Genomic DNA, 12,804 nt, shown 5'->3' with positions numbered 1-12,804 from the left:
CATGGATATCTTCGATGCATTCCACCTTGCCAGGTTGCAGTTTGCGTTCACGGTTTCGTTTCATATTATCTTTCCCGCTATCAGCATCGGCATGGCGAGTTTTCTCGCCGTGCTGGAATGGCGCTGGTTGCTGACCGGCGACGTCGCCTACAAGGACATGTTTCTGTTCTGGTCGAAGATCTTCGCGGTCGGCTTCGGCATGGGGGTGGTCTCGGGCGTGGTGATGGCCTACGAATTCGGGACCAACTGGAGCGGATTTTCCAGCGTTGCGGGCAACGTCACAGGGCCTCTGCTGACCTATGAAGTGCTGACGGCGTTCTTTCTCGAGGCCGGCTTTCTCGGGGTCATGCTATTCGGCTGGCAACGGGTCAGTCCACGCGCGCACTTCTTCGCCACGCTCATGGTGGCGATGGGCACGCTCATTTCCACGTTCTGGATTCTCGCGTCGAATAGCTTCATGCAGACGCCGCAAGGGTACGCCATCGAGAATGGCCGGATCGTCCCGGTCGACTGGATGAAAGTGATTTTCAACCCGTCGTTCCCGTTTCGCCTTGCCCATATGACGATCGCCGCGTTCATTGTCGCGGGCTTCATCGTCGCCGCCTGCGGCGCGTGGCATCTGTTGCAGGGCCGGCGCGACAAACCTGTCACGCGCAGTTTTTCGATGGCGTTGTGGATTCTGCTTTTTCTGGCGCCGATACAGATTTTTGTTGGCGATGCGCACGGCCTCAACACACGCGAGTATCAACCGGCCAAGATCGCTGCGATCGAAGGGCTGTGGGAAACCGAGAAAGGCGGTACGGCGCTCAATCTGGTCGGCCTGCCTGACATGAATGCGGAAGTAACGCGCTACACGATCCAGATACCGCACCTGGGCAGCCTGATCCTGACCCATAGCTGGAACGGAGAGATCCGTGGGCTGAAGGAGTTTGCGCCGCAGGATCGCCCGTACTCGCCGATCATCTTCTGGACCTTCCGGATCATGGCGGGTCTGGGCATGTTGATGCTATTGACGGCGCTGCTCGGTTTGCTGCTCCGGCTGCGCGGCCGTCTCTACGAGACGCGCTGGTACCAGATACTCGTGCTGTGCATGGGACCTTCCGGAATTGTGGCGCTACTGGCGGGGTGGATAACGACGGAGGTCGGCCGCCAACCGTGGACCGTCTACGGCGTTCTCCGTACCGTGGACTCCGTCTCGCCGGTCAGCGCGCAGCAAGTCGGCGTTTCACTGCTGATCTTTGTGCTGGTGTATTTCCTGGTGTTCGGCATGGGCTTCTACTACATGATGAAGATGATGAAGCGCGGACCGGAGGAGCATATCGACCGCGGCAAGTCGCGCAGGCATCCGGTGCTGACCAATCGCCCGCTCGACGCACTGGAAGGAGAGTGACGCCATGCAAATCGATCTTCCTGTCGTGTGGGCCGCGATCATCGGACTTGGCGTTTTCATCTACGTGATGCTGGACGGATTCGATCTCGGCATCGGCCTGCTATTTCCGTTCTTCGAGGAGAAAGGCGACCGGCAAGTGATGCTCAATACCATCGCGCCAGTCTGGGACGGTAACGAGACCTTCCTCGTGCTCGGCGGCGCCGGCCTTTACGGGGCGTTTCCCGTGGTCTATTCGACGCTGCTGCCGGCGAACTATCTGCCGCTGATCCTGATGGTGGTGGGCCTGATCTTCCGTGGGGCCGCCTTCGAGTTGCGCGCCAAGGCCGTCAGGACCCAGCACGCGTGGGACCTTGCCTTCATTGCCGGCTCAGCCCTTGCGGGGCTCTGCCAGGGCATCGTGCTGGGGTCGCTGCTGCAAGGCATCAAGATCGTCGACGGCCGGTTCGCCGGCGGTCCGTTCGATTGGCTCTCGCCGTTCAGCCTGTTCTGCGGGATCGGCGTGCTCTTCACGTATGCGACGCTCGGCTGCGGCTGGCTCATCCTGAAGACGGATGGCGAATTGCAGCGCAAGATGCGCGAGGTGATGCGGCCGCTCGTGAGCATTCTGCTCGGGGTGATGGGCGTCGTGAGTCTCTGGACCGTGACCGGTTTGCCGGCGGTGGCGTTTCGCTGGTTCGGGAGCGGCAATCTCGGCTGGTTTCTGCCGGTGCCGATTCTTGTCGTTGCCTGTGTGTGGGGTGTGTTCCGTTCGCTTCGGCTGAAGCACGAAGCAACCCCGTTCCTTCTCACGCTCGCGCTATGCTTTCTCGGCTATAGCGGTTTGCTCATCAGCATCTGGCCGAACATCGTGCCACCGTCGCTGACGATCTGGGAGGCCTCATCGAGTCACTCGAGCCAGTTGTTCGCGCTGGTCGGTACCGTGATTGTGCTGCCGGTCATCCTCGTCTACAACGTCATGCAGTATCGCGTTTTTCGGGGCAAGGTGCGCGAAGGGGACGCCGGCTACCACTGAGGGGGACGGCGCAATCAATACACTAAAAGAGCACATCATGATTGTCAGACCAGGGGAAAACTGGTTCCGGCTGCTGTTTATCTGGAACGGTTCCGTGTTGCAGTCGATTATTCCGCAGCTAGTCGTCATGGGGATCGTCAGCAGTGTTGCTGTCCTGACGCAAGGGCGCATTTTCGGCGAGAAGATCCCACTGAATACCGCGCCGTTCACCTTGTTCGGCCTTGCGCTGGCGATCTTCCTGGCGTTCCGCAATAACGCCAGTTACGAACGGTTCAACGAGGCGCGCCATCTCTGGGGCAGCACCCTGATCTCGGCGCGCGCGCTGACGTCGCAAATGCTGTGTTACGTGCCACGGGGCGATCACAACATTCAGGTGGCCCATACACTGATTGCGTGTGTGTACGCGCTGAAGCACCAGTTGCGAGGAACCGATCCGACGCCAGATCTTCTGCGCTTTCTCGGACGCACGCGAACCGAGGCATTGCAGCACACCTGCTATAAACCGACGGCCCTGCTCAACGACGTTCGCCGTGATTTCGCCGATCTCCAGGTTCGGGGCTTGTTATCGGATACGAAGCTCTGGATGATCGACGCGCAGATCAACGAGTTGGGAAGAACCGTGGGAGGATGTGAGCGGATCGCGTCCACGCCCATTCCGTTTGCCTACAGTGTGTTGCTTCACCGCACCGTCTATGCCTATTGCGTGCTGCTGCCGTTCGGTCTGGTCGATTCAACGGAATTCTTTACGCCGCTTCTTTGTGTTTTCATTTCTTATACGCTGATTGCGCTCGAGGCGATTGCCAGCGAAGTCGCCGAACCGTTTAGTCTCGCGCCGAATGCGCTGGCGCTTGACGCCATGACCCGCAGCATTGAACGATCGATTCTGGAACTATGTGGCGGTGAGCTTCCCGCCGAGGTCTTACCGGTGCGCTCGTACCAACTGACTTAGGGGGCGGTCTTCGACGCGTCAAACTGTACTCCTGGAACTGGACGGGATCGAGACCGCGCGCGGTCGGACTCGCGCCGATCAAGGTCAACACGGTCATCGAGCGAGGCGTCAACGACAGCCAGATCCTGCCGCTTGTGCAGCAGTTCAAGGGCACCGGCGTGGCCGTGCGCTTTATCGAATAAACAGTGGGCGGAGCATGCCACGGATCTGAAGGAGCGGCTTGGGTCGGCGAACGAGAGGCTGTTGTTTATTGATTCACGCAGCAGAAGCTTATCAGCGCTTCGATGGCAGAACGGTTTGCCCAGAAGGGCTATCGGTATGACCCGACGACGGCGGTTATGTCGAAAGTGGAGCGGTGACTTTCTGCAGGCCATCGATACTGCCGGCCAGACTACCGAAGCCCGCCGGATCTTTTGATCCGGCGTCTGCGTTGCCGTCGTACAGGCAAGTCATACGGCTCACCATTTATGCCGAAGTCCGATCACCGCTGAGACTTGCGACTTGGTGGTGGACGGGGAAAGCGAATAAATCTGCGCGTAGTGCGCGTCACCCGCCGCTCTCTGATAGATGCCGACGAGGAAGACATCAGTGCGCTTGCTGAGCAGGTAATCCACGCCGGTATTCACCTGATGCCACTTTGGACTATTGTCCTGCGGGTGATATTGCCCGGTGGTGAAGATATACGCGGCGCCCAGAATAAGCTGCGGCGTCACGTAGTCGGTCAACGAAACCTCAAAATTCTGAAGCGTCAGGCGCGACGTGTCGACATAGTCGAACCGCGCGTTGGTATAAAGCAGCGATAGGCTCGCAGGGCCGAACGCGTAGGCGCCGCCCGCGCCATACATTCTCTGCTTGCTGACGCCCGCGTTGGTCGCCGGATTCGTGATGAACGGCGACGTGAAGCCATAGTCGTTGACCACCGCACCGTTCGTGTTATTGGGGTCGTTCGGTGTGTTGACCTGAAGGTAGGCGAGGCCTGCTGACAGCGGCCCGTTGCGATATTGCACCGCGGCGCTATAGGCATTGTTGTCGGAGAAGCCGCCGGCCTTATTCGAGAAGCCGTAGAGCCCTTCAAACTGAAGACCTTTGTAGTCGATGCTCTTGTACTGGACCGCGTTATTGATCCGGAACGTGTCGAATACATTGTCACTGTCGCCAATGTGCGCACCGTACGCCGCGAACTGACAGGCCGACGAGAATGTACACAGTGTTACCGCCTCGTCGTACTGGCGGCCCAGCGTCACCGTCCCGAGGGTATCCGACGACAAGCCGACAAACGCCTGCCGGCCAAACTCACGGCCGCCTTGCGACAATGCGCCAGTCGCCACGCTGTAGCCGCCTTCCAGCGTGAAGATGGCCTTCAGGCCCCCACCCAGATCCTCGATACCCTTTATCCCCCAGCGCGGCGTCTGCATCGGCCCGCTCGCGAATTGCCACGTCGCGTGACCTTGCTTGTCGGCCCCTTTCTGGTTGTTCGCATAGACGATGCCGGTCGAGATCAGCCCGTACAGCGTCACGCTGCTTTGGGCGGATGCCGTCTGGCAGAACAAGGCCATTGAAGCGAGAACAAAGATGCGTCGATTCATGATTTCCTTTGAGTGCTTGTTTTGGGAAAGTTAAAGCAACTACTTGAATCTGAATTATTTTTAGGAAAACGAAGCAAAACCATTGCACCGCGAAAGCTTCGCGTCTCCGATAACCGTCTCAGCTTTACAGGGTGAGTGGACAGCTCAACAAGGCGCTCCCGCGCCTCGACGGTCTGTCACTACGACTGACTTTCGATGATCGACCCGTACGACGACGCGAATCTGATGCGATTGCAGCCGATTCTTGCGGAACAAAATTCGCGACGGCTAGCACTGAATTTGATCACCAGTGATCGAATTTTTAGCGCGCTAAGGCCGAACTGGTGCACGAATCACGCACGCTTGTGGGCACATTGTCAGAAAAGCTGCACAAGTGGGGTGCTCTAATTTTGGCATCACTCATCTTCAAAATTGATGCTTGCGGGGACACTTTTGGCTCTTAATAATCGTTTGGACCGGCAGCACTGAGCGTTAAACGACCGGCCCCTTGTATCCAGGAAGGACCAACGGAGGAGATGATGTCAGTAATCGAAAATGCCGGACGTCGGCGTTTGCTGCGGATGACACTCGCGGCGGGCGGCATGGCTGCAACGGGCGCACTGCTCTCTGTGCGTGCCTTTGCGGGCGACAGAGCAACCGTCAACATGCAACTGGGCTGGATTCCGGGCGGCAACCAGGTCGGAGAAGTGACGGCGAAGCGGCTCGGCTATTACGATCAGGAAGGCATCGATTTTCATATCCAGCCGGGCGGCCCGAACATTGACGGCGTCGCGATTGTCGCCTCGGGCCGATCCGACGTCGGTGAGATTTCGTCGAGTCCGTCGATCATGCTTGCGGTTTCGGAAGGCCTGCCGATCAAGTGCATTGCGACCGGTCTGCAGCAGCATCCTTACAGTTTCTTTTCGCTCAGGAAGAATCCGGTGCGTACGCCGCACGACATGATTGGCAAGCGTATCGGTATCCAGTCGACGGGCATGGTGCTGCTCAAGGCGCTGCTCGCGAAGAACAAAATTCCGGAAAGCCAGGTCAACGTCGTGCCGATCGGCGCGGACATGATGCCGCTACTGAGTGGTCAGGTCGATGCGGTGACCGGCTGGCAAACCAACACCACGGCGCTCAAGCCGCTCGGCGCAGATCGTGTCGACCTGCGCCTATGGGACACCGGCGTGCGCCTCTACGCGCTGCCGTACTACGCGAACACCGCGACACTCAAGGATCATCCCGACATCGTCGCGCGTTTCCTGCGCGCAACCGCGCGTGGCTGGCTCTACGCGAATGCGCATCGCGACCAGGCTGTCGATCTGCTCATCAAGGAATATCCGAACCTGAACCGCGCCGACGAGCGTGTCGCGATCGATTCGCTGATGGGCTACGCGTTCGATCAGACCACGCAGATCCAGGGCTGGGGCACGATGGACGCGAAGGTCTGGGAAGAGCAGATCACGATGTACGGTCAACTGGGCCAGTTCCAGAAAAGTCAGCCAAAAGTCGATGACGTGATGACGATGGACGTTCTCAACGCTACCCGTTCCTCTCGCCTCAAGGTGTAATCCATGCATGCTGCCACTATGAATCCGCCGCGCGCGGAAGGGTCCGGCTCGTCTGTCGGCGCGCTGCAAGACACCAATCTGGCTATCAGTTGCCGCAATATCAACGTGCGTTTCTTCACCGACCGGCGCAGCGTCACCGCGATCGAAGGCTTGAGCCTTGATGTCGCAGCCGGGGAATTCCTCACGCTCCTCGGTCCCTCGGGCTGCGGGAAGTCGACGTTCCTGCGCGTCGTCGCGGATCTCATCAAGCCGAGCCGCGGCGAGATCAGCGTGCTCGGTGCGGCACCCCGTGTCGCACGTGAGCATCGGGACATCGGCTTCGTGTTTCAGGACGCGGCGTTGCTGCCGTGGCGCACAGCGATCCAGAACGTGCAGTTGCCGCTTGAAGTCGCGGGCGGCAAGGCACGGGCGGGCCGGGCGACACCGCGTGAACTGCTCGAACTCGTCGGCCTCAAGGGTCGCGAGGACGCCTACCCGCACGAGATGTCGGGCGGGATGCGCCAGCGCGTCGCGATTGCGCGTGCCCTCGTTAGCGACCCGAAAGTCCTGCTGATGGACGAGCCGTTCGGTGCGCTCGATGAAATCACACGTGACCGTTTGAACGAAGAATTGCGCCGCGTCTGGAAAGAGATGGGCCTCACGACGCTTTTTGTCACCCACAGCATTTACGAAGCGGCGTTTCTCGGCCAGCGCGTGCTGATGCTGGCCGCCAACCCTGGGCGGGTGAAGGAGATCGTCCCGGTTGGACTGCCAGAAGACCGCACGCTCGATATCCGCGAGACCCGTGAATTCGTCGAACTCGCTGCCTATCTGCGGCGCGTACTGGAGACCTGCTGATGACCACGTCCGAAATGCAATTGAACCTGTCGTCGCAAGCGGCGGACCCTGAAGCGCAAGCATGGCTTGCGCAACGCCGCCAGCGTATGTGGCGCGCGCGCCTCCTGCCGGTACTCGGCGTCTTTGGTTTGCTGTTCGCGTGGTGGGCGGTGGTGGCGGGCTTTCATGTGAAGCCGTTTATCGCGCCGTCGCCGTTCCTGGTTCTGGAGACGCTTTTCAGCAAGAGCGATGTGCTGTTGCAGAACCTGGTGCCGACGGCGATTGAGGCAGTGGGCGGTTTCATGCTCGGCAACCTGGCGGCGATCCTGATCGCCACCGTCTTCGTGCACAACAAGACGCTGCAGGACATCTTCTATCCGGTCGCCGTGATGATCAACTCGATTCCGGTGGTCGCGAAGGCGCCGATTCTCGTCCTCATCATGGGTAACGGTCTTGAGCCGAAGATCACGATCGCAGCGATTGTCTGTTTCTTCCCGACGCTCGTGAACATGGTGCGCGGGCTGCAAGCGGTGAACCCGCAGGCGATGGAACTGATGCAGATCCTGTCGGCCAGCAAGCGTGAAATCTTCTTCAAGCTGCGCCTCTACGCTTCGCTGCCTTATCTCTTCTCCGCATTGCGCATTGCCGCATCGATGTCGGTGATTGGCGCGGTGGTCGGCGAATGGATCGGCGCCACGCAAGGGATCGGCGCCATGATCATCCAGGCGACCTACAGCTTCGATTCGGCCTTGCTGTACACGGCAATCATCATGAGCGCTGTGCTGTCCGGCATGTTTTTCCTGGTGATCGCGATTATCGAGCGTCTGGTGGTCAGATGGCAGCCCGAAAGTACGCATTGAACCGAATACGACACACCCGAATTCTCAGAGGAGACAAGTGAACATGATCAGCGATTTGATTCAGGAAAGCGTGCGTGATGTGCGCGTGGCGGCCAAGGCAAACGTGGTGGTGGTGGGTGGCGGCCCCGCAGGTCTGTCGGCAGCGATTGGGGCGGCACGCAACGGCGCCGAGGTGATTCTGCTGGAGCGTTACAACCACCTTGGCGGCCTTGCGTCCGGTGGCATGGTGCTGGTGCTCGACGACATGTGGGACAACCACCTGCAGGAAATTTCAGTGCGCGGCGTCTGCATGACCTTCATCGAACGGATGGCGGCGCGCAAGCTGGCGATGTTCCCGCGCTCGGACGAGTGGGGCGAGGATCCCGCCGCGTATCGCAAGTGGGGGCGCTGGGGCACCTTCGACTTTCACAGCCAGAAGACGCCTCACCCCGTGTGCTTCGCCGCAGCGTTCGATCCGGATGCGATGAAGCGCGTCGCCCTGGAGATGGTGGAATCGCTCGGCATCAAGTTGCGTCTGCATTCATGGTTTTCGCGCACGCTGGTCGAAGACGGTCAGGTGAAGGGCGTGATCTGCGAGACGAAGAGCGGTCGTGAAGCGATCCTCGCCGATGTGGTGATCGATGCGACGGGAGACCTGGATGTGGCGGCGTCGGCGGGCGTGCCGCATGTCGGCGGCACCTATATCACGACGACGGTATTTCGACTCGGCGGCGTGGATACGGAGGCTGCCGAGCGTTTCGAAGCCGAAGAACCCGAAGCGTTTGCGGCACTGGATCGTCAGATCAAGCGCATTCTCGGTGGCTCGTGGGGCTACTGGTGGTTGAAGACACCGTTGCCCGGCGTGGTGTGGTGCAACTGCCCGCACATGGCCGGTCTCGACGGCCTCAAACCCGAAGACCTGACACGTGCTGAAGTGCAGGGCCGGCAGCACATTCACGCGGTGGTCGATTTCGTGCGGGAGAAGCTGCCTGGTTTCGAGCAGTGTTACGTGATCGATGTCGCGCCGCAAACCGGCGTGCGCCAGACGCGCCTGCTCGAAGGCGAGTATGTAATGACGAAGGATGACCTCGCGCAGCGTACCCGTTTCGACGACAGCATCGCGCGTGGCCGTGACTACTACATGCCGTATCGCGTGTTGCTGCCCAAGCAGATCGACAACCTGCTGGTTGCCGGCCGCCACTATTCGGCGACCTCGCAGGCGCAGAAGATGTCGCGTGAAATTCCGCCTTGCATGGCAATGGGCGAAGCCGCCGGTGTGGCTGCCGCGCTCGCGCTCGATGCGGGCGTGCGAGTGCGCGACGTCGATGTGCACGCGCTGCAGAAGACCTTGCGTGCGCAAGGCGCCGATCCGGGTGACCAGACCGGCCGCAACGCCGACGTCCCGTCGCTTGCCGCACACATCCAGAAGCAGGAGGCCGCATGAGCGTCGCCGACAACGTTGCAAAGACAGCTGACTTGCCGCTCGCCGGCGTGCGCGTCGTCGATCTCACGCAGGTCATGATGGGTCCGGTCTGCACGCAGATGCTCGCCGATTACGGCGCCGATGTGATCAAGGTCGAGAGAAAGGGCGCGGGCGACTTGAGCCGCTCGACGTTCGAGCCGGTGGCCGGCGCGGACAATCCGATCTTCTGCAGTCTGAATCGCAACAAGCGCAGCGTGGCGCTCGACCTGCGCGACGCGCAACAGATGGCTGATCTGAAGGCGCTGATCGCGGACGCAGACGTGGTCGTCAGCAATTTCCGCGCGGGCGTGATGGACCGTATGGGCGTCGGCTATGAAGACTGCCGTCGATTGAACCCGCGGATCATCTACGCGATCGGCACGGGCTTCGGCGAAACCGGACCGTATGCGCACAAGGGTGGCCAGGACGTGCTCGCCCAGGCGATGAGCGGTGTGATGGCGCGCCGCGCCGATGAGTCGCTGCCGATTTCCGTGTACCCGACAGCGCTCGCCGACTATTCGGCGGGTATGCACATGGTGCAGGGCATCCTGCTCGCGTTGCTGCATCGTGAACGCACGGGCGAAGGGCAGAAGGTCAACGTGTCGCTGTACAACTCGATGCTCGCGATGCAGATGCAGGAAGCCGCCATGATCATGATGGCCGATTCCGAAGTGAACTGGGCCGCGATGCCGCTCTCGGGTGTCTTCGATACCCAGGATGGTGCGCTGGTACTGGTGGGTGCGTTCAAGGCGAATCCGCTGCGCGACATCTGTACCGCGATGCAGATCGAAGACCTCTCGCTTGACGCGCGCTTTTGCAATCTCAACCAGCAGTTCGTTCACAAGGCGGAATTGCAGCGCATCTTCCGGGAGCGCTTTGCGAGCAACACGCGCGACTTCTGGCTCGCCCGGCTCGAGGAGCAGGACCTGCTGTGTGCACCGGTGCGTGATCTGCGTGAAGCGCTGGTCGATCCGCAGACGCTGCATAACCAACTCATTCTGGAGGGCGAGGGCGAAGGCCAGCCGGTGCGTTTCATCGGCAGCCCGATCGAACTTTCGCTCGCGCCGGTGGGCTTGCGGCGTGGGCCGCCGCGCCTCGGCCAGCATACCGAAGAGGTCTTGCAACAATTGCGCGTCAAGGTCGCCACGGAGGCTGTATGAGCGTACGACTTGTTATCGACCAGCACGTTGCCACGGTGACGCTGGCGCGGCCGGAAGCGCTCAACGCCGTGGACCTTGCCACCGAAGCGGAACTGCAACGCGTGTGGACCGAGCTCGAGCATAACCGCGACGTGCGGGTCGTGGTCCTGACCGGCGAGGGCGAGCGCGCGTTCTGCGTCGGCGCGGACCTGAAGAATCCGTCGGTGAGCGGCGTTGATTACTGGGCGGCGCCGCGCCCAGGCGGCTTTGGCGGCATTGCGCTTCGCGAGACGCTGAACGTGCCGGTTATCGCGCGGGTCAACGGCTATGCGCTGGGTGGCGGCTTCGAAATGGTGCTGGGGTGCGATCTGGTGGTCGCTTGTGACGAGGCGAGCTTCGGGCTGCCGGAGGCGCTCGTCGGGCGCATGCCGCTCGACGGCGGCATGACCCTGCTGCAACGCCAGATCCCGTACCGCCAGGCGATGGCGATGCTGATGACCGGCCGCCGCGTCTCGGCGCGCGAAGCACTCGACATGGGCCTTGTCAACGAAGTCGTGCCGCGTGCCGAACTGGACGCCGCCGTCGAGCGCTGGGTCAAGGCGCTGCTCGCGTGCGCCCCGCTGTCGCTACAGGCGATCAAGCAGGTGGTCAAACGGACCTCCACACTCTCACCAGCGGACGCTCAGGCGCTGCGATTGCCCGCATTGGTCGCCGCGTTGCAATCCGAGGACGCGAATGAAGGTGTGCGCGCGTTTCAGGAAAAGCGCAAACCCGTCTGGAGTGGACGCTAATGGCCTACGTCATCACGTCGCCGTGCATCGACGTCAAAGACGGGGCGTGCGTGCAATGCTGCCCGGTTGACTGCATCTACGAAGGCGGGCGCACGCTCTACATCCACCCTGAGGAATGCATCAACTGCGGGGTGTGTGTATCGGTGTGCCCAACCGAAGCGATCTTTCACGATGAAGAACTCCCGCGATCGGAGGCTATTTTCGCCGCCGTGAACCGTGATTTCTTCGGGCCGGCCGGGAGTGCGCTCGGTTCCCCGGGTGGCGCATGCGACGTGGGCAAGGTAGCCTGCGATCATCCCGTGGTCGCAGCATGGACGGTGCGGCCGATGAACTGAGAAAACACGATGCATGCGAATGTCCTGAAGTATTTTGTCGAAGTGGCTCGGTGCAGTTCGATCCGCAAGGCCGCGCAGAACCTCTATGTCGCGTCGAGCGCGGTCAACCGGCAGATCCTCAAGCTCGAAGCGGAGATGGGGACCGAACTGTTCGACCGGCTGCCGAACGGCATCCGCTTGAACGCCGCCGGTGAGCGCATGCTGCAACACATTCGCGCGACGCTGAACGACTTCCACTTGATGCGCAGCGAACTTGACGACCTCAAGGGCGAGCGCAAGGGACACGTCTCGGTGGTAGCCATGGATTCGCTTTTCGTCGACTTTCTGCCGGCGACCGTCGAGGAGTTTTCGGACGCCTATCCGGCTGTCACTTATTCGATCGCCGCGGTGCCGCCGCACGACGTACCGACGCGGCTCGTGAGTGGCGAGTATGACGTCGGCATTACGTACATTACCAAGCTGCCCGCCGGGCTCGATGTCGTGACCGAGGTGTCGTTGCCGCCGGGTGTGGTCATGGCATCGTCGCATCCGCTAGCGAAGACGGAGCGCATCAGCTTCGACGAATGCCGCAATCACGCGTTTCTGCGTCTCGAAGGACGATCGCCGATGCAGGGCGTCGTCGCGACCGATTTTCCCGAGTACTGGGAGTCGCTGCAGCCGAGCGTCATCTGCAACTCGACGACGCTGCTCAAGCGGCTGATTGCGTCAGGGCGCGGCATTTCATTTTTTTCCAAACTGGCTTTCCTCGACGAACTGGCGCGTGGTGACGTGGTATGGAGACCGCTCGACGACGTGAATGTCAACGCACTTACTGTTGGCATCATCACACCCAACCAGCGTGCGCTGCCTCACGTGACGCTGGAGTTCGTCGAACGTATCGTGCGGCGCCTGCGGCACGTCGAATTGGCGTTGCGTGACGCCTGATCTTCAACTAA

12 protein-coding genes and 1 pseudogene are annotated in these 12,804 nt (G+C 60.8%); 12 read left to right on the top strand and 1 reads right to left on the bottom strand.

All coding sequences use genetic code 11. From position 1 onward, the window contains the following. Window position 1: 1 nt before the first annotated feature. The 4 genes and pseudogenes from PQR67_RS14625 to PQR67_RS14610 all read left to right on the top strand — a co-directional run. Window positions 2-1,390: a cytochrome ubiquinol oxidase subunit I gene (locus PQR67_RS14625; RefSeq protein WP_408460119.1), complete on the top strand. Its 1,389-nt coding sequence runs from the start codon at window positions 2-4 to the stop codon at window positions 1,388-1,390. Between the two features lie 4 nt (window positions 1,391-1,394). Further along, window positions 1,395-2,402, top strand: a complete 1,008-nt coding sequence (gene cydB / locus PQR67_RS14620) for a cytochrome d ubiquinol oxidase subunit II (RefSeq protein ID WP_408460116.1) — start codon at window positions 1,395-1,397, stop codon at window positions 2,400-2,402. 37 nt (window positions 2,403-2,439) lie between these two features. Next, window positions 2,440-3,351 carry a bestrophin family protein gene (locus PQR67_RS14615; RefSeq protein ID WP_408460113.1) on the top strand — a complete coding sequence of 304 codons (912 nt, stop codon included), beginning with the start codon at window positions 2,440-2,442 and terminating at the stop codon, window positions 3,349-3,351. Window positions 3,352-3,407: 56 nt separating this feature from the next. Next, window positions 3,408-3,530: pseudogene (locus PQR67_RS14610) on the top strand (GTP 3',8-cyclase MoaA); the annotation flags it as partial. A gap of 279 nt (window positions 3,531-3,809) precedes the next feature. On the opposite strand, the gene PQR67_RS14605 reads toward PQR67_RS14610, so the two are convergent. Next, window positions 3,810-4,937 (bottom strand): porin, encoded by a 1,128-nt coding sequence (locus PQR67_RS14605; protein ID WP_408460110.1) that lies wholly within the window; start codon window positions 4,935-4,937, stop codon window positions 3,810-3,812. A 518-nt stretch (window positions 4,938-5,455) separates the two neighbouring features. On the opposite strand from PQR67_RS14605, the gene PQR67_RS14600 reads away from it, so the two are divergent. The 8 genes from PQR67_RS14600 to PQR67_RS14565 are packed head-to-tail and all read left to right on the top strand — an operon-like array spanning window position 5,456 to window position 12,793. Beyond that, window positions 5,456-6,487 carry an ABC transporter substrate-binding protein gene (locus PQR67_RS14600; RefSeq protein WP_408460107.1) on the top strand — a complete coding sequence of 344 codons (1,032 nt, stop codon included), beginning with the start codon at window positions 5,456-5,458 and terminating at the stop codon, window positions 6,485-6,487. A gap of 3 nt (window positions 6,488-6,490) precedes the next feature. Further along, window positions 6,491-7,324, top strand: coding sequence for an ABC transporter ATP-binding protein (locus PQR67_RS14595; protein ID WP_408460104.1), 834 nt, complete (start codon window positions 6,491-6,493; stop codon window positions 7,322-7,324). Beyond that, window positions 7,324-8,163, top strand: coding sequence for an ABC transporter permease (locus PQR67_RS14590; protein WP_408460101.1), 840 nt, complete (start codon window positions 7,324-7,326; stop codon window positions 8,161-8,163). Before PQR67_RS14595 ends, PQR67_RS14590 begins: the two co-directional genes overlap by 1 nt. Before the next feature lie 37 nt (window positions 8,164-8,200). Next, window positions 8,201-9,586, top strand: coding sequence for an FAD-dependent oxidoreductase (locus PQR67_RS14585; protein ID WP_408460098.1), 1,386 nt, complete (start codon window positions 8,201-8,203; stop codon window positions 9,584-9,586). Then, entirely contained in the window at window positions 9,583-10,764 is a 1,182-nt protein-coding gene (locus PQR67_RS14580) for a CaiB/BaiF CoA transferase family protein (protein ID WP_408460096.1), read from the top strand. Before PQR67_RS14585 ends, PQR67_RS14580 begins: the two co-directional genes overlap by 4 nt. Beyond that, window positions 10,761-11,534 (top strand): enoyl-CoA hydratase-related protein, encoded by a 774-nt coding sequence (locus PQR67_RS14575; RefSeq protein ID WP_408460094.1) that lies wholly within the window; start codon window positions 10,761-10,763, stop codon window positions 11,532-11,534. Before PQR67_RS14580 ends, PQR67_RS14575 begins: the two co-directional genes overlap by 4 nt. Continuing rightward, entirely contained in the window at window positions 11,534-11,869 is a 336-nt protein-coding gene (fdxA, locus tag PQR67_RS14570; protein ID WP_408460091.1) for a ferredoxin, read from the top strand. Before PQR67_RS14575 ends, fdxA begins: the two co-directional genes overlap by 1 nt. A 9-nt stretch (window positions 11,870-11,878) precedes the next feature. After that, window positions 11,879-12,793, top strand: a complete 915-nt coding sequence (locus tag PQR67_RS14565; RefSeq protein ID WP_408460088.1) for a LysR family transcriptional regulator — start codon at window positions 11,879-11,881, stop codon at window positions 12,791-12,793. Window positions 12,794-12,804: the final 11 nt, after the last annotated feature.

The organism is Paraburkholderia fungorum (assembly GCF_046026025.1).
GTDB classification, from domain to species: domain Bacteria; phylum Pseudomonadota; class Gammaproteobacteria; order Burkholderiales; family Burkholderiaceae; genus Paraburkholderia; species Paraburkholderia fungorum_E.
This window is presented reverse-complemented; position numbering and strand designations above follow the sequence as displayed.